This window comes from Zhengella mangrovi (genome assembly GCF_002727065.1).
Lineage (GTDB): Bacteria > Pseudomonadota > Alphaproteobacteria > Rhizobiales > Rhizobiaceae > Zhengella > Zhengella mangrovi.
In genome coordinates this window covers 243,647-259,880 of sequence record NZ_PDVP01000001.1, presented here as the reverse complement: position 1 = coordinate 259,880, position 16,234 = coordinate 243,647, and the positions used below count along the sequence as shown (strand labels likewise).

14 protein-coding genes are annotated in these 16,234 nt (G+C 64.7%); 2 read left to right on the top strand and 12 right to left on the bottom strand.

Translation table 11 applies throughout. From position 1 onward, the window contains the following. Positions 1 to 113 precede the first annotated feature (113 nt). From CSC94_RS01270 to CSC94_RS01235, 8 genes are all read right to left on the bottom strand, one after another. Positions 114 to 1,829, bottom strand: a complete 1,716-nt coding sequence (locus CSC94_RS01270; RefSeq protein ID WP_245408244.1) for an AMP-binding protein — start codon at positions 1,827 to 1,829, stop codon at positions 114 to 116. Positions 1,830 to 1,929: 100 nt separating this feature from the next. Then, the gene (locus CSC94_RS24965) at positions 1,930 to 4,338 is read right to left on the bottom strand and encodes an amidase (protein ID WP_099302942.1); all 2,409 of its coding nucleotides are present in this window, start codon (positions 4,336 to 4,338) and stop codon (positions 1,930 to 1,932) included. A 6-nt stretch (positions 4,339 to 4,344) separates the two neighbouring features. Further along, entirely contained in the window at positions 4,345 to 5,058 is a 714-nt protein-coding gene (locus tag CSC94_RS01260) for an ABC transporter ATP-binding protein (protein WP_099302940.1), read from the bottom strand. Next, on the bottom strand, positions 5,051 to 6,088 hold the full coding sequence (locus CSC94_RS01255; RefSeq protein WP_099302938.1) for a branched-chain amino acid ABC transporter permease: 1,038 nt from the start codon (positions 6,086 to 6,088) through the stop codon (positions 5,051 to 5,053). Before CSC94_RS01255 ends, CSC94_RS01260 begins: the two co-directional genes overlap by 8 nt. Then, a complete protein-coding gene (locus CSC94_RS01250; protein ID WP_099303921.1) occupies positions 6,088 to 6,954 on the bottom strand; it encodes a branched-chain amino acid ABC transporter permease in 867 nt (288 codons plus the stop codon). The genes CSC94_RS01255 and CSC94_RS01250 overlap by 1 nt, the downstream gene beginning before the upstream one ends. Positions 6,955 to 7,085: 131 nt before the next feature. Then, positions 7,086 to 8,318, bottom strand: a complete 1,233-nt coding sequence (locus CSC94_RS01245; RefSeq protein ID WP_099302936.1) for an urea ABC transporter substrate-binding protein — start codon at positions 8,316 to 8,318, stop codon at positions 7,086 to 7,088. A gap of 34 nt (positions 8,319 to 8,352) precedes the next feature. Continuing rightward, positions 8,353 to 9,960, bottom strand: a complete 1,608-nt coding sequence (locus tag CSC94_RS01240; RefSeq protein WP_099302934.1) for a flotillin family protein — start codon at positions 9,958 to 9,960, stop codon at positions 8,353 to 8,355. Between the two features lie 146 nt (positions 9,961 to 10,106). Then, positions 10,107 to 11,207, bottom strand: a complete 1,101-nt coding sequence (locus CSC94_RS01235) for a substrate-binding domain-containing protein (RefSeq protein ID WP_205853203.1) — start codon at positions 11,205 to 11,207, stop codon at positions 10,107 to 10,109. A gap of 151 nt (positions 11,208 to 11,358) precedes the next feature. On the opposite strand from CSC94_RS01235, the gene CSC94_RS01230 reads away from it, so the two are divergent. Continuing rightward, positions 11,359 to 11,802: a MarR family winged helix-turn-helix transcriptional regulator gene (locus tag CSC94_RS01230; RefSeq protein ID WP_165784288.1), complete on the top strand. Its 444-nt coding sequence runs from the start codon at positions 11,359 to 11,361 to the stop codon at positions 11,800 to 11,802. Positions 11,803 to 11,838: 36 nt separating this feature from the next. Here CSC94_RS01230 and CSC94_RS01225 read toward each other — a convergent pair whose 3' ends face one another. Continuing rightward, positions 11,839 to 12,477 carry a DUF4396 domain-containing protein gene (locus tag CSC94_RS01225; RefSeq protein WP_205853202.1) on the bottom strand — a complete coding sequence of 213 codons (639 nt, stop codon included), beginning with the start codon at positions 12,475 to 12,477 and terminating at the stop codon, positions 11,839 to 11,841. Between the two features lie 188 nt (positions 12,478 to 12,665). On the opposite strand from CSC94_RS01225, the gene CSC94_RS01220 reads away from it, so the two are divergent. Beyond that, entirely contained in the window at positions 12,666 to 13,061 is a 396-nt protein-coding gene (locus tag CSC94_RS01220; protein ID WP_099302928.1) for a (R)-mandelonitrile lyase, read from the top strand. Positions 13,062 to 13,093: 32 nt separating this feature from the next. On the opposite strand, the gene CSC94_RS01215 is transcribed toward CSC94_RS01220, so the two are convergent. The 3 genes from CSC94_RS01215 to CSC94_RS01205 form a co-directional block, all read right to left on the bottom strand. Continuing rightward, a complete protein-coding gene (locus CSC94_RS01215) occupies positions 13,094 to 14,380 on the bottom strand; it encodes an Nramp family divalent metal transporter (protein WP_099302926.1) in 1,287 nt (428 codons plus the stop codon). Between the two features lie 168 nt (positions 14,381 to 14,548). Beyond that, complete coding sequence (locus CSC94_RS01210) at positions 14,549 to 15,358, bottom strand: hypothetical protein (RefSeq protein ID WP_133122803.1); 810 nt, start codon at positions 15,356 to 15,358, stop codon at positions 14,549 to 14,551. Between the two features lie 82 nt (positions 15,359 to 15,440). Beyond that, entirely contained in the window at positions 15,441 to 16,184 is a 744-nt protein-coding gene (locus CSC94_RS01205; protein WP_099302922.1) for a TorF family putative porin, read from the bottom strand. Positions 16,185 to 16,234 lie beyond the last annotated feature (50 nt).

Sequence of the window (16,234 nt, the reverse complement as noted above, 5' to 3'; positions counted from 1 at the left end):
CCTGTTTTCTCGTTTCCCATCGAGATGCTGAACCTGACGGGCGAAGTCAAGAAAACAGGCCGGAAATCCGGTCAGACTGGAATTTTTCTAAACTGGAAACGCGCCGGTCCGTCTCAGGATGCCTTCGGAAGGCCGAGTTCCTCCACCATGGCATCGCGCATCACGAACTTCTGGGCCTTGCCGGTGACCGTCATGGGCAGCGCCTCGCGGAAGCGGACATGGCGTGGCACCTTGTAGTGCGCGATCTGACCCTGGCAGTAGGCCTTGAGTTCCTCATCCGTCATCGTCTCGCCGTGATGGAGCACGATCCAGGCGCAGACTTCCTCACCGTATTTCGGATCGGGAATGCCGAACACCTGGACCTCGGCAACCTTGGGATGCCGGTAGAGGAATTCCTCGATCTCGCGCGGATAGATGTTTTCGCCGCCGCGAATGATCATGTCCTTCACCCGGCCGACGATACGACAGTAGCCCTGCGTGTCGAGGGTGGCGAGATCGCCGGTGTGCATCCAGCCGCTCGGGTCGATGGATTCGCGGGTCTTGTCGTCGTCGTTCCAATAGCCGCGCATGACGGAATAGCCGCGGGTGCATAATTCCCCCTGGACGCCGACGTCCACCGTACGGCCATCGGCATCGACAATCTTGACCTCGACGTGGGGGTGGATACGGCCGACCGTCGACACCCGCTCTTCCAGCCCGTCGGTGGTGCTGCTCTGGAAGGAGATCGGACTTGTCTCGGTCATGCCGTAGCCGATCGTGACCTCCGGCATGTGCATGGTGCCGACGACCTTGCGCATGACCTCGATGGGACAGGGCGCACCGGCCATCACGCCGGTGCGAAGACAGGCCAGGTCGAAGGAGGCAATCTCCGGGTGGTCGAGCATGGCCACGAACATGGTCGGCACACCATAGAGCGCGGTGCAGCGCTCGGCCGAAACCGCGTCGAGGGTCGTGGCCGGTTCGAAGGCCTCGCCGGGAAAGACCATGGACGACCCGGTGGTGACGCAGCCGAGCGTGCCGAGCACCATGCCGAAGCAATGGTAGAGCGGCACCGGGATGCAGAGCCGGTCGGCCTCGGTGAAGCCCATCGTGCGGACCGTGAACCAGGCGTTGTTGACGATGTTGTAGTGCGTCAGCGTCGCGCCCTTCGGCGCACCGGTGGTTCCGCTGGTGAACTGGATGTTGATCGGGTCATCCGGGTCGAGCTGGCGGGTGATCGCGTCGAGGCGCAACTGCTGGGCCGGCCCGCCGATCCGGCCGACGTCGTCGAAGTTGAGCATGCCGGGCGATCTTTCCCGCCCCATGCGGATGACCGTCCTGAGATGCGGCAGCCGCTCCGATGCCAGTGCGCCCGGCCTGCTCGTGGCCAGTTCGGGCGCCAGTTCGCCGATCATCTTCAGGTAGTCGGACGACTTGAACCTGGCCGCGGTGACCAGCGCCTTGCAGCCCACCTTGTTGAGCGCATATTCCAGCTCGGACAGGCGGTAGGCGGGGTTGATGGTGACAAGGACGAGGCCGACGCGGGCGGTGGCGAACTGGGTGATCAGCCATTCCGGCCGGTTCGGCGACCAGATGCCGACCCGGTCGCCCGGCTTCAGGCCGAGCGCAAGCAGCCCGCTGGCAAAGGAATCCACCTCCCGGTCGAGATCGTAGTAGGAATAGCGCTTCCCTGCCTGGGGGAAGACGGCCGCCTCGCGGGGGCCGAAGCGCGCCACCGTTTCGGCAAAGACCTGCGGAATGGTGGCGCGGCGCAGCGGAATGGAGCGATCGCCGGAGACATAGGATTTTCCATCGACCGGGCGGATCGTCGCGCCCACCGGCGCCGGCATGCCGGGCGCCTGAAACAGGCTAACGGACAACCGGTCAGCCATCGATTCCGACAGTATGGTCATCGCGATTCTCCTCCTTCCCGGGACAAGGCGGCGGGGCCTACATGGCGCGCCAGTCTCCCAGCGATTCGAATGCCCCGGCGGCCCGGTAGATGGTGCTTTCCGCATAGTGCTTGCCGATCAGCATCATGCCGACGGGCAGGCCCTGGCTGAGGCCGCAAGGGATGCTCATCGCCGGATGGCCGCTGGTGTCGAAGGGACAGGTGTTGCCGACCATCTCGAAAGCGCGCTGGATCTGCATCGCCAGCGGATCGTCGGGGGCGGGCAGCGGCTGCGCCTTCATCGGTGTCGTCGGCATGAGCAGGATGTCGTAGCGCGACAGGGCGTCGTCATATGCCTTGCGCAGAAGCCGGCTCAGGTTCTGCGCCTTGGCATAGTAGTGGCCGCGATAGTGCTTCTGCATGTATTCGCCGACGAACATCGAGATCTTGAGGCTTTTCGACAGCTCGTCTGCCCGGCTGCGCCAGTTGGAATGATAGTCGAGCAGGCTGGTGACGTAGAGCCCTTCCCAGCCGGTGGCAAACCCGTTGCCATGCATCATGATGTCGGTCAGCCCTTCCAGGGCAATCGGGGTCCAGATCGCGGCGCCGGTGAGGTGCATGGGGATAGAGACCTCTTCCACCATGGCGCCCAACTGGCGGAACTTCTCCGCGCCGGCGCGTACCTTGTCGTCGACGTCGGCTTCCGATTCCGGCCGGCCGAACCCTTCCGAGACGATGCCGATGCGCATGCCGGAGACGCCCATGCCGACGGCCTGGGTATAGCGGTCGACGCGGGGGCAGTACTGGCGTGGATCGAGGCCGTCCTCGCCGGCGATGACTTCCAGCAGCAGCGCATTGTCCCTGACGTTGGCCGTGATCGGGCCGGCATGGTCGATGGTCGGTTCGATGGGCATGATGCCGGTGTAGGGCACGAGGCCGTGCGTGGCCTTCATGCCGTAGGCGCCGCAATAGGAGGCCGGCATGCGGATCGAGCCGCCCTGGTCGCCGCCGATGGCCATTTCCACTTCGCCGGCGCCGACCAGCGCACCGCAACCGGACGAGGACCCGGAGGAGGAATAGCCCATCCGGTAGGGGTTGTGCACCGGGCCGGTCGCGTTGGTATGGCTGCCGCCGGACAGGCAGAAGTATTCGCAATGGGCCTTGCCGACAATGGTGCCGCCGGCATCGAGGATGCGGGTGACGATCGTGGCGTCGACGTCGGGCGTGTAGCCTTCGAGTGTCGAGGCGCCGTTCATCATCGGCACGCCGGCAAGACAGACATTGTCCTTCAGCACGATCTTGCGGCCTTCCAGCGGGCCGCTGGCCGCGCCCCTCACCTCGGTCTTGTAGTACCAGGCGTTCATCGGGTTTTCGGCCCCGCTGGGACGATAACCGGGCGTGCGCGGATATTTCACCTTGGGAAGGTTGTCCGGCATGGAGTCGATGACATCGTAGGCCTTGAAGCTGTCCTCCATGAGCGTGAGATAGTCGAGCATCTCGCGCTCGCCCATCGACATGCCGAGCCCGCTCACGAGGTTGCGCATCTGGTCAAGGGTCGGTCGTCTGATGCTCATGCGAGCCTCCATTGCACCAGCGGCGGGCCGGGCTGCTTCACGATGTTGGATGGTCTGTACGGGTGCCGCGCGCGCCGGTTCGGCCACGGCGGGACGGGAAAAGGGTTCAGGGCGGGCGGCGGCAGCAGCCGGCGGCGCGCCGGGACGCGCCGAGGCGCCCCGGGTTCGCCGCACACCGCCAAAACCGAGGAATTCCTCGACCTGGCGCGGATCGGCAAGCGATGCCCCGTCGAACTCGGCGATGATCTTGCCGCGTTCGAGGATGAGGACACGATCGGCGAGTGCCGTGATGAAGTCGAAGTTCTGCTCGACGAGGAGGATGGTGAGACCGCGGCTCTTGCGAAGGCGCAGCAGCGTTTCCTCCATTTCCTCGATGATGCTGGGCTGGATGCCCTCGGTGGGCTCGTCGAGCAGGAGCAGCCAGGGGTCGGCCATCAGCCCGCGTGCCAGCGCCAGCAGCTGCTGCTCGCCGCCGGACAGGGCGCCGCCCTCGCGATCCAGCAGCCGGGTTATGCGCGGGAAATCGGACAGGACCGATTCCAGCGCCTCGTCCTCGCCGGTATCGCCATCATGCTGCCAGGCCAGGCGCAGGTTCTCGCGAACCGTCAGTTTCGGAAAGATGCCGCGGCCCTGCGGGATGTAGCCCAGGCCGCGCAGGGAACGCTGGTGCGGCTTGAGCCGCGTGACCTGTTCGCCGTCGAGGCTGACGCTGCCGGAGCGGGCCGGCAGGAAGCCCATGATGGTCTTGAGGAGCGTCGACTTGCCCATGCCGTTGTGGCCGAGAATGCCGACGATCTCGCCATGGCGGACCTCGAGGTCGATCCCGTGCAGAACCGGGATGCGGCCGTAGCCGGCGGCGAGGGACCTGATTTCGAGTGCCGTTTCGCTGGCCATCGCGCCCTACGCCTTCTTGCCCAGGTAGACATCGCGAACCCGCTGGTCGCGCATGATCGCGTCGACATCGCCCTCCGCCAGGATGCGGCCCTGGCTGAAGACAGTAACCTTGCGGGCGATGGAGCGGATGAACTGCATGTCGTGTTCCACGATGATGATCGCCGCCTCCTTGTTCAGCTCGGCGATGATGTCGGCCATGCGACCGACTTCCTCCGCCGTCATGCCCGCGGCCGGTTCGTCGAGAAGGATCAGCCAGGGTTCGGCGGCGATGACGATCCCCAGTTCCACGCGCTGGCGTTCGCCGTGCGACAGGCGGCCGACCAGCGAGCGGGCGATGGTGCCGAGGTCGAGCCGCTCGATCGCGTCGTCGGCAAGATGGCGTGCCTTCTCGCGGCCGTGGGTGCGATAGGCCGAAAGCCAGATGTTCTCGCGCACTGTCAGCCCGTCCATGACGCTCGGGACCTGCGTTTTCACGCCAACGCCGAGCCGGGCGACCCAGTGCGGATCCCAACCGGTGGTTTCCTCGCCCTCGATGGTGATCTGGCCGCCGGTCGGCTTGAGCTGACCGGTGAGGCACTTGAAAAAGGTGCTCTTGCCGGCGCCGTTGGGGCCGATCAGGCAGCGCAGTTCCTTGCGCTCGAGCCGGAAGTCGACGTTGTCGACAGCCGTAACGCCACCGAACTGCATCGTCAGGCCGCGGGTTTCCAGGACGCTAGACATCGGCCGAAGCCCTCATGCGGCGCCGGGCCGTGGCACGGGTCGACGGCCGCCGCCTGCCCTGGCCGATGCGCGAATAGAGAAGCGCGAGGGTGGGCACAACGCCGCGCGGCAGGAAGAGAACCGACAGGACCAGGATCAGGCCTAGCAGGAGCGTGCTGTCGAAGAGCGTCTGCTGGCCGAGCAGGAATTTCAGGTACGCGAGGATCATGGCACCGATGATCGGTCCGGTCAGGGTGCCAAGGCCGCCGACGATGCACCAGACGATGATCTCGGCCGACTGGGAGAGCGAGAACATGCCCGGCGTCACGATTTCCGCCCAGGACGCGAAGAGCGTGCCGGCGAGACCGGCGATGGCGCCGCCGATCGCGAACAGGACCGTCTTCCTGAAGCGGACGTCGTAGCCCATCAGTTCGACGCGCTGCTCGTTCTCGCGGATGGCGACCGCGATGCGACCGAAAGGGCTGGCCAGGAGCCAGCGGACCAGCGCATAGACCACGAGAAGCGCGATGGCGCAGAAATAATAGAAGCTGCGATCGTAGATGTACCACGACGGATCGCCCGGCACGTTCAGCGTCTGGAACCCCGGAATGCCGTTGAAGCCGCCAAGGCGCGCCTTGCCGATGACATATTCTGGACCGGCGGTCGAATTGATGAACTTGAACAGGATCAGCGTGACCACGAGCGTGATGACGCCGAGATAGACGTCGGACAGGCGGCCGTAGAACATCATCGCGCCGAGTACGAAGGCGAAGGCGAAGGGCACGGCAATGCCGACCAGGAAGGGTACCGTGCTTTCGCCGATGTTGATGGCGGCGATGGCATAGGCATAGGCGCCGAGGCCGAAGAACGCGGCCTGGCCAAAGCAGAGGATGCCGCCGAAACCCCAGATCAGCCCCAAGCTCAGGGCGAGCATGCCGTAGATGATCAGGACGGTCAGGGTGTAGGTGTCGATGAGCGACGGGGCGACCAGCATGGCGATGACCGCGATGACGAGGACGATGGCCGTCTGCCTGACTTGCGAACCGGCCATCACATGCTGCCCCTGAAGAAGCGCCCGGTTATGCCCTGAGGCAGGAGGCGGAGGAGGATGACGGCCGCGACCAGGAGCGCGATCTCGCCGACCATCGGGTTGATGGAGAATGTGAAGAGCTGCGACACGAGACCGAAGAGGGTCGCGCTGGACAGGAGGCCGGCGATCACCGAAGCGCCACCGGAGATGACGGTGATGAAGGCCTTGGCGATGAACTGCGTGCCGGATGTCGGCACGAGGCCGACCAGCGGTGCCAGCACGCCGCCGGCCAGGCCGGTCAATGCCGAGCCGGCGAAGAAGGTGATCATGTAGACCCGGTCCGGGCTGTAGCCGAGCGCCGAGGCCATGTCGGACCGCTGCATGGTGCCGCGGGCGATCAGGCCCCAGCGCGTACCGGAAAGCACGGCCCAGATCGCCAGCACCATGACGATGGTGATGACGATGACGAAGAGGTTGTAGCCGTTGACCTGGTAGGCACCGATCGGAAAACCCTCGATGGGCGGGGAAATCCCGGTCGTTGTGTTACCGAAGATCAGGGTGACCAGGCCGATCAGGAGCAGGCTCAGGCCCCAGGTGGCAAGCATGGTATCGACGAGCCGGCCGTAGAGGAAACGGATCACCAGGCGCTCGATCAGCAGGCCGAGGATACCGACGGCCAGCGGCGCCACGATCAACATGGCGATGTAGATGTTCACGCCGGCATTCACCGCGACGATGGTCGCGTATCCGCCGACCATCATGAATTCGCCATGGGCCAGGTTGATGACACGCATCATGCCGAAAACGATCGCGAGACCGGCACTGATCAGGACCAGCAGGGCGATGGAGTAGATGACCTGGATTGCAACGACGATGGCGAGATCCACGTTCTGACCCTGATTGCCCGGCATGGGAGGCCGGGCCCCTTTCCTTCGATGCGTCGTTCCCCGTTCCGTCACCGGCTGTGCCGGTGACGGTCAGGCGTTTCGGTTCGCTGGAGACGATCCGGCGGCAGTCGCTAGATCTTGATCTCGTACTGCTGGTTGTCGTCCGGGTTTGCCGCGAGGTCGCAGACAGCCTGCGTGTCGACGGGCTGGCGCTGCGAGAAGCTCTCGATGACCTTGAGCTTCTGCCCGGAGAATTCCATCAGGTGCACGTCGAGAACGGCGTGATGGGTCTTGGGATCGATGCTGACCTTTCCGGCCGGCCCGTCGATCGCCAGTCCTCCCTCGATGGCCTCGATCATCTTCATGTAATCGATCGAACCGGCGTTGCGGACCGCCTGCGCCCAGAGCTGGATGCCCTGGTAGTGCGAAACCGCGATTTCGTGGATGAGGCTGGTGTCGCCGTACTTGTCCGCCCAGGCCTTGAGGAAAGCCTCGTTGGCCGGCGTCTGCAATTCCGGCGAATAGTTGTAGGCGACCAGGATGCCGTCGCCCTCTTCGGGCGTGAGCACCTTGTGCTCGTTGCCGACGCCGAGCGTGGTGGACGCCATCGGGATCTTGGATTTCATGCCCGCTGCCGCCCACTGGCGATAGAAGGAGAGGTGCGCGCCGCCGACGAGCGCGGAAACAATCATGTCCGGCGCGGCGCTCTGGATCTTGGCGATGGTCGAGCCGAAGTCCGACACGTCGAGCGGGAAGAAGTCGGTCGAGACGATCTCGCCGCCGGCCTCCTCGGCGTATTTCTTCATCCAGCGCGCGGTGATCTGTCCGTAGTTGTAGTCGGCGGCAAGGATGTAGATCTTCTTGCCCCATTTCTTGACCGCCGCCGGCATGAGGACCTCGACCTGCTGGGCCGGCGTGACACCGTCGACGACGATGTTGCGGTCGCAGACGCCGCCTTCGTAGAGCACGTTGTAGAAGTAGAGCGTCTTCGACTTGTGCAGTGTCGGCCGGATCGCTTCGCGCGACGCGGAGAGAATGCCGCCGTGCACGACATCGACCTTGTCCTTGCGGACGAGTTGCTGTGCGTACTGGGTGTAGAGCGCCATGTCGGACTGGGTATCGTAGGCGACGATGTCGACTTCGCGGCCGGCAAGGCCTCCGCCGGCGTTGATCTGGTCGACCGCCAGGCGCAGGGCCATGTCCATCGGCTTGCCATAGGCATCGAACAGGCCCGACGTGTCGAGCAGGGAGCCAAGCTTGATCTTTTCGGCGGCCAGGGCCTTGCCGATGATCGACGGCGCGGCGAGCGCGCCGAGGGTCAGGGCCGAACCGGTCGAAAGAAACGTGCGTCTGCTGATCGTCATTTTCTCGTTCCCCTTTGTTGTCTGATCCTGCGGATCAGGAATCCTTCCTGCTGCGGGTGGCAGAGGCTGCCCGGCCTGCCGCGTCGGCGGTCCTGCCGGCAAGCTGGGCATCGAAATCGAGGCCGATCTCGTCGCCGAGCTTCTTCATCATCGGCAGCTGAACCGACATGCCGAGGATGGACTCCAGCGCCTGGTTGAACGGCGAGGTATCGCCGCCAGCGCCACCGTTGCCGTTGCCGCCGCCCCCGAGGCCGGCGATCTGGTTGATGCGGATCGATTCGATCTTCTCGACCGGCTTCATCATCTGGGTGACGATCTCCGGCAGGCGGTCGACCTTCTGCATCTCTATGCGGGAGCGCAGCAATGCCTCGCTCTGCCCGTTCTCGGCCTCGATCTGGGCGCGCTTGCCGTCCGCTTCGGCAACGAGGCGCTCCCGCTCGGCCTTGCCCTTGAGTTCCGTTGCCTGGCCCTCGGCCTTGGCGAGGGCGAGGATCGAGCTGACCTGCGATTTCACCCTGGTGTCGTCGACGTCGGCCTCCTCCTCGGCGCGAAGACGCGCCAGCTTGCGCGCCCGCTCGGCGACCGCGAGGTCCTTCTGCGTCTGGACGTTCTCCTGCGCCTCGATGATCTGCAGGCGCGCCGCCTCGGTCTTCGCCTGTTCCGCCGTTTCCTCGGCGCGGCGCTGCGCAATCAGGATGGCATTGCCGATCTTCTGCTGCTCCACCTCGGTCAGTGCCTCCATCTCGCGCTTGCGCAAGTGAAGGTCGCGCTCGATCTCGGCCTGCTTGATCTCGCGTTCGCGCTCGATTCGCGCTTCCTCGGCGAGGATCCCGGACCGGGTGCGGGCGGTCTCGATCTCGGTGTCGGCCTTGATCCGTTGCTGCTCGATGTCGAGCCGCTTGGCGATCTCGGTTTCTTCCTGCTCGCGCTCGATCTTCAGGCGCTGCTTGACCTGTTCGAGCTGGCGCTGGCGAATGGCAATGTCGGTATCCGCCTCGACGGTGATGCGTGCCTTGCGGTTTTCCGAGATCAGCTCGGCAAGCCGGCGCATGCCGACAGCATTGAAGGCATTCGTATCGTCAAGGGACGAGAAAGGCGTCTGGTCGAGACGGACGAGCGAGACGGAATCGACCATGAGCCCGGACTTGGCGATGTTTTCCGCCAGGCGCGCGGCGACGGCGGAGACGAAACCGGTCCGGTCCTCGTGCAGCGCGTCCATCGTGCGCAGCGCCGCCTCCCCCTGCACGGCGTCGATCAGCTTGCCGGACAGGAGCACCTGCATCTCGTCCTCGCGAAAGGCCCGCGAGCCAAAGGTCTGCGCGGCCGTGGCGATGCCCTCGGGCGTCGGCATGACCCGGACATGAACCTCCATCGCGACATCGACGCGAAGGCGGTCGGAGGAAATCAGCGCGTTGTTGCCCGACCGGTTCACCTCGAGGCGCAGCGCGCGCATGTTCATGCGGTCGATCTTGTGCAGGAAGGGAAGCGCCAGGGCACCACCGTCGATGACGATCTTCTGGCCGCCGGCGCCGGTGCGGATCAGCGCCGTGTCACGCGTCGATTTCGCATAGAAGCGATTGAGGATGACGATCGCGATGATGGCCAGGACGATGAGGGCGAGAACGACAACGGTCCAGAACAAGTCGACCTCCTCTGGCGGCGCTTCGTGGCCGCATATTACTTGAATTGGAAAATTCTTAGCAGCGGTAATTTTCCATTTCAAGCTTTTATTTGAACTGGAAAGCTTTTCCGCCTTCGGGCACCCGGCGGCGACCGGCCCGGTCCTTGTCAGGACAGCTTGTCGATGATGCTGAAGTCGTGACCGTCGGCACGCGACAGGTAGATCGTCATGCTCTTGCGGTCGTTGGACAGGTAGGCGCCGCTGCGGGCGCTGCGGTAGCGGACCGGCCCGTCGACTCCGAGGCGCCTCTGCTCGCGAAGGGCGGCGTAGAAGTGCACCCCCTCGTAGATCGACTGGCCGAGTGCGTTGAGCACCGGCGGGAAGCCGGCGTGGATGCCGCGATAGCGCTCCTTGAAACTCTCGTTCTGCGGGGTGGCCAGCGACGAGAAATAGGAAGACGCGGCGTAGAGGCGCTTGGTATTCTCGGCGCCGGTAGCCAGCAGGATGTTTTCTTCCATGGCCGTCGAGAACCGGACGATGCGCCGGTCCATGTTCATCTGGCCGAATGCCCGGTTGAAGGCGACCGCGTCCTGTCCGACGAGGGACAGCAGCACGATGTCCGGCCCGGTGCGGGCGATCTGCTCGACGAGCCATTCGGCATCCTCGAGGCCGAAGGGCACGTAGCCGTCAAAGGTGACGGTGCCGCCGCACTCGGCAATGCTCTGGCGGGCCACCGCGTGCGATGTCCGGGGCCAGACATAGTCGTTTCCGACCAGTGCCCAGCGCCGCACCCGGAGACGGCTGGAGAGATCGCGGATCGCGGGCTGCAACTGGTCGGCCGGCGTCTCGCCGATGGTGAAGACATTCGGGCTGCGCTCGTTGCCCTCGTAGAGCGGCGTATAGACATAGGGCACCCGCCCGCGGACGATCTTGTTGAGCCGCTGGCGGACCGAACTGACGTTCATGCCGACGATGGCGTCGATGCCGCCTTCCTCGATCAGGGCAGCGATCTCGCGCTCCAGCACATCGACGGCCGAGTCGTCGGAATTCAAAAACAACGGCGCCAATGGGCGTCCGTCTATTCCCTGGTGGCTGTTGATCTCGTGGACGGCAAGCTGGGCGGAGGAAATGCAGGACGGTCCCCAGATTCCGGCCGATCCCCCCATCGGCACGAGAACTGCCACGTTGTGTTCGCGGTAGCGCAAATAGGATCGGTTACCGGGCCGTTCATCCGGCCGGGAGCGGTCACGCTCGTCAAGTGCTGGCACTTGTCCCAGAAGCTACCCCACGACGTTTGCGGTTGCCAAATCCGGAAAAAGGTCTAAATAGCTTTCCAATTCAAGTATACTATGCCTATTTTAGGCGACAGCGCAACTGCCCCGATTCGACGGCGGCTTGCGTCAGTCCGGGAGAACCGATGTGCCAGCTCACAGGCAGACAGACAGGCTTGCCTATCTGATCGCGAAACTCCACCGTTTCGTTCACAGCGACCTCGAAGGCAGGCTCCAGGCGAGCGGCCTCAGCGTGGAACAATGGCGCGTGCTGGAATGTCTCGGCGACCGCACCGGGCTGGCCATGGGCGAACTTGCCAGCGCGGTGCTGATGAACCACCCGGCGCTGACCAAGATGATCGACCGCATGGTGGCCAATGGCCTCGTCCACCGCGCACCCGACCCGGCGGACCAGCGCCGGGTTCTGGTTCATGCCACCGACCGGGGTGCCTTCCTCGTCGAGAAGCTGCGGCCGCTCGTCCGCGAGCATGAAAAGGACGTCGCGGCGATCCTCGACCTGCCTGGAAAGGCGGAGATCGAAGCCGCGCTCGAAAGCGCCGGCGAGGCGCTCGCCGACAAGACACCGGCCTGACGCCCGCGACCGTTTCGCAGCTCCAGAGAGACAGGTTCAATGGGTCTCGCGCGGATCCATCATGCCTTCCTTGACGCCGAAGCGGATCAACAGGACGTTGACCGGATAGGCGGCGATCAGCCCGCATGTCAGCGAAAGCACCAGCGCCGACCAGAACAGGGGATCGCCGATGCCCGTATTGCCGCCGATCAACCGGTTGACGCCAATGGCGGTGAATTCCATGACCGCGATGCTCGGCGTTTCGGAAAGGACCGCATCCCACATCGCCGTATGGAAAGCGACGCCGCCCTGGACCAGCGGGCCAACCGTCAGGGCATAGCCGGCCACATAGGCGAGGATGAAGGTCGTGACCGATATGCCGATATTGCCGAGCGACAGCAGACCCGCGGCGATGATGACCCCGACAATCTCGCCCATGCCGCAACCGGAATAGCAGTGCGCGACGGAGCGGAAGGACCTGCGCCAGAGCCGGTCGTCGGGAATTTCCTTGCGCCCGCAGGTCCAGTAGATGGCCAGTCCCAGGGGGCCGGAATATGCAACTGTCAGGCCCCAGACCATTTTCATGAGCGGCATGAGATGGGAATTGCGTGTCCGCAGATCGCGGACGAGGATGCCAAGACTGGCAATGGCAAGCAGCGCCCAGACGACAAGAAACGCGGGGCTGGAAAAGATCATGTGCAGCATATCCATGGAAATCGAACGGCTGGCCGGGCCAACGGTTCCCTGCGGCCGCCCCAGGACCCGGCATCGCCGCACAGCCACGCGGTGAGCATGCCCCTGGATTGCCGAAACAGGGTTTCCATATGGCAAAACCGAACTAGACTTTCCGGAGAAAGCGAACCCTGCCGGAAAGGACTATTGCCATGAATATCTCACGCGTCGGCTCCCGGGCTTCCATGCCCGGTCCGGAGGACTGGTTCACCGGTCGTGTCCGGATCGATCCGCTGTTCCAGCCGGAATCCCCGGCCCGCGCCGCCGGTGCGGCGGTCACCTTCGAACCGGGCGCAAGAACGGCCTGGCACACGCACCCGTACGGCCAGACGCTGATCGTCACCCAAGGCGTGGGCCGGGTGCAGCGCGAAGGCGGCCCGGTCGAGGAAATCCATCCCGGTGACGTGATCTGGTTTCCCGCCGGCGAAAAGCACTGGCACGGGGCCGCGCCCGATGTGGCCATGACCCATATTGCCATCCAGGAAGCCAAAGACGGCTCGGCGGTCACCTGGATGGAAAAGGTGAGCGACGAAGACTACGCCGGCTGACCGGGAGCGGCCGGTCGTGCGTCAGGCCCACATCAACCGGCAAGGAAGGGGATCGGCACGCCAAACGTATCGGCGAGCAGGATGAAGTTCAGGCCCAGGACCACAGCGGCGCCGATCCCGGCCAGGATGCGTGCCACAGGACCGGTCGCATAAGCGCCCATGACGTCGCGCCGCGAGGTGAAGATGATCAGCGCGATCATCGGCACCGGCAGGGCGATGGAGAGCACGACCTGGCTGAGCACGAGGGCATCGGTCGCATCGTAACCGATGGCCACGACGGCGAAGGCCGGAACCATGGTCACCAGGCGGCGGATCCAGACCGGGACCTGGAAATGCAGGAAGCCCTGCATGATCATCTGGCCGGCCATGGTGCCCACCACCGAGCTCGACACGCCCGAGGTGATGAGCGAAACGAGGAAGACCGAGGCGGCCGCCGATCCCAGCAGCGGCGTCAGCATGTGATAGGCGGTCTCGATCTCCGCCACTTCGCTGTGGCCGCGGTGAAAGGCGCTGGCGGCCATCATCACCATCGCCATGTTGACCATTCCCGCAACGGCCAGGGCCACCACCACCTCAAAATCGGAGAACCGGACGACCTTGCGCCGTTCCTCCTCGGTGCGGATCACGGCGCGCGTCTGCGTCAGGCCGGAATGCAGGTAGATCGCGTGCGGCATGACCGTGGCGCCGATGATCCCGACGGCAATCGTCAGGGCCGTCGCATCCGGCAGCCCCGGCGTGACCAGACCCGTTGCTGCCTCGCTCCAGTTCACCGGGGCGATCAGGAGTTCGATGAGGTAGCAGAGGCCGATGATGGCGACCATCGTCCCGATGATCAGTTCCATCGTCCGGAAGCCGCGGCGCTCGAAGATCAGGATGCCATAGGTGACGATGGCTGTGACCACCATGCCCCAGAAGAGCGGCAGATTGAACAGTAGCGCCAGGCCGATGGCGCCGCCCAGGAACTCGGCCAGATCGGTGGCCATGGCGGCCACCTCGCTGACCGCCCACATGGCCCAGACAACGGGCCTGGGGAAGTGGTCGCGCGACATTTCGGCCAGGTTCCTGCCTGTGACGATGCCAAGGCGCGCGGACAGGGCCTGGAACAGCATTGCGATGAGATTGGCGAGCAGGACCACCCAGAGGAGCATATAGCCGTAACCGGCGCCGGCCTGGATGTTCGTGGCGTAGTTGCCCGGGTCCATGTAGGCGATGGACGCGATGACCGCAGGCCCCACGAACAGGAATTTCCCAAAGACGCCGCGACGCTCGCCGGCAAGGACGGCCGTCATTCCGCTGCGGGTTCTTTCGCTGGAGATCATGGAGCGCCTTCCGTTACCGCCATGGCCAAGGAATATAGCCAAGGCTACACTTGGTGCAAGAGGGAAGATTCTCCAGACCTGACGCGATGGTTTGTGCGGCTTCCGGCGCTGCGCCGGTGATGGGACTTGCGGAGGGCCGCCAGGTCCACCGCCACATAAGACGCCGAATCACTCCGCGGTCGCGGCCGGCTCGCTGCGGTGACGGTCAGACCCGGTGGCAATGTCCGGATCATAGGAATAGTGCCAGGGCTCGTCCGGGGAGGTCAGCGGACCGGAGAAGGACGGACCGGCGGCATCCATGGCCTGCTTGAGCTTGCGATCCCATCCATCGGCACGCCAGACGGTTTCGACCTGGCCGGAATCCGCACCGGCGATAATGGTGCCATCCTTCATCACCTGGAAATCGATCGCATGACCCTGGCCGTGAGCGGTCAGCCCGGGCGCCGCCACATGCGCGCGTTCCGGTGGCCGGTAGCTCTTCAGCCAAGCCGCGCTTGCCTCGAAATCCGGCATGGGGCCATCACCATCAAGGCCGAACGCGTCGGTCCACGCCGCGTAGATATCCCCGGCGGCCTGCTCAACAGAGCCGTTTTCGTTCCAGCGCCCGATCTGCACATCCAGGCTCCGGATCCGGGTGTTCACGTATAGCTCGTAGCCGGGATTGTCTTCGGCAAACCGGGCCTTCACCGCCGCGACAGCGGCGAGCATCGCCTTCTGTTCGGGCGAGCCCTGAAAAGCGCGGATTTCCGCCTCGGTCCAGCTCCAGCGGCCGGCGAGGCCTGGACCGGCCCGCAGGTAGCTGCGCAATGCCAGCAGCTTTCGCCCCGGTCCATCGATCGCTTCCAGCGCCCTGGCGGCCGGCGGCGGGGCGAGGTCGGACAGGTAGGCCGAGACGTCATCGGACTGCGCACGGCCATGGCCGGTCACTGCAAGCAGCAGCACGGCTGGCAGGGTCAAAGACCGGACGGAAAGAGCCATTTTGCCGGGTCCTCTCAACAGTGCCGGATTCCGGCACGACGTCTTCCCTGCGAACCAGGGACGCGACCGGTTTCGCCGGGCATCAGTCTGCGCCGTCAGACGGCCGCCCGGCAAGCCTGTTGATGCTGGTATCGAACGACAGGGAGCCGACGATCTTGTGATAGTCCGCCTGCGACCCATGATAGGCGAGGGTTGCCGAGAGCGAGTCATTGATCCTGTAGCGCATCCCGGCCATCCAGAACGTCGCCGTGTCCTCGCCGAACTCCCGGCCGACACCGGCAAGCAGATAGGTCTTTTCAAATGCCTTGAAGGCCAGCCCCGCCCTGATTTCCCATTCCTGCTGCTCGACCTTGTGCTCGACCTCGGCTTCCACTTCCAGCCGTTCGGAGAGTTCGGCCTCGGCTTCCAATTCGAGGCTCGTCGCGTTCTCCGACGGGAGGCCGGCATAGATCGTCCGGCCGACCGTCAGCTTGAGCTGGAGCGGTTCCAGCCTGTAGCGCAGGCCACCGTAGATTTTCGTTTCCAGTCGCGCACGGTCGGGCGGATCCCGGAGATCGACATTGGCCATCGCCACGCCGGCGAAAAAAGGGCCGAAGCGCGGTTCCACGTAGACCCGGACAACCGGCTTTCCGCCGCTCTTGCTCCCGGCGCCATCGACATAGTCGGAAGCCACCATAATCCCGAAAGCGAGATCGAAGCGGCGATCGATGCCGGCTGCCTCGGGATCATCGTCCGCCAGCGCCGCAGCGGCCGGCATGGCCAGTACCAGGGCGCCGCAGATGCCGCGGCCGAACCGCGCCGTTGCACGCCGTCCCCACCTTTCCATGCATTCCTCCCGTGCCCGGCTTTCAGCGTTTCGTCTTTCGATGCGGGCCG

Excerpts from the sequence above, each read along its gene's own strand:
- CSC94_RS01270 (WP_245408244.1), bottom strand. The coding sequence starts at position 1,829 with ATGCCGGCGCCGGTGGGCGCGACGATCCGCCCGGTCGATGGAAAATCC.
- CSC94_RS24965 (WP_099302942.1), bottom strand. The coding sequence starts at position 4,338 with ATGGCCAGCGAAACGGCACTCGAAATCAGGTCCCTCGCCGCCGGCTAC.
- CSC94_RS01260 (WP_099302940.1), bottom strand. The coding sequence starts at position 5,058 with ATGTCTAGCGTCCTGGAAACCCGCGGCCTGACGATGCAGTTCGGTGGC.
- CSC94_RS01255 (WP_099302938.1), bottom strand. The coding sequence starts at position 6,088 with ATGGCCGGTTCGCAAGTCAGGCAGACGGCCATCGTCCTCGTCATCGCG.
- CSC94_RS01245 (WP_099302936.1), bottom strand. The coding sequence starts at position 8,318 with ATGACGATCAGCAGACGCACGTTTCTTTCGACCGGTTCGGCCCTGACC.
- CSC94_RS01225 (WP_205853202.1), bottom strand. The coding sequence starts at position 12,477 with ATGATCTTTTCCAGCCCCGCGTTTCTTGTCGTCTGGGCGCTGCTTGCC.
- CSC94_RS01220 (WP_099302928.1), top strand. The coding sequence starts at position 12,666 with ATGAATATCTCACGCGTCGGCTCCCGGGCTTCCATGCCCGGTCCGGAG.
- CSC94_RS01215 (WP_099302926.1), bottom strand. The coding sequence starts at position 14,380 with ATGATCTCCAGCGAAAGAACCCGCAGCGGAATGACGGCCGTCCTTGCC.
- CSC94_RS01210 (WP_133122803.1), bottom strand. The coding sequence starts at position 15,358 with ATGGCTCTTTCCGTCCGGTCTTTGACCCTGCCAGCCGTGCTGCTGCTT.
- CSC94_RS01205 (WP_099302922.1), bottom strand. The coding sequence starts at position 16,184 with ATGGAAAGGTGGGGACGGCGTGCAACGGCGCGGTTCGGCCGCGGCATC.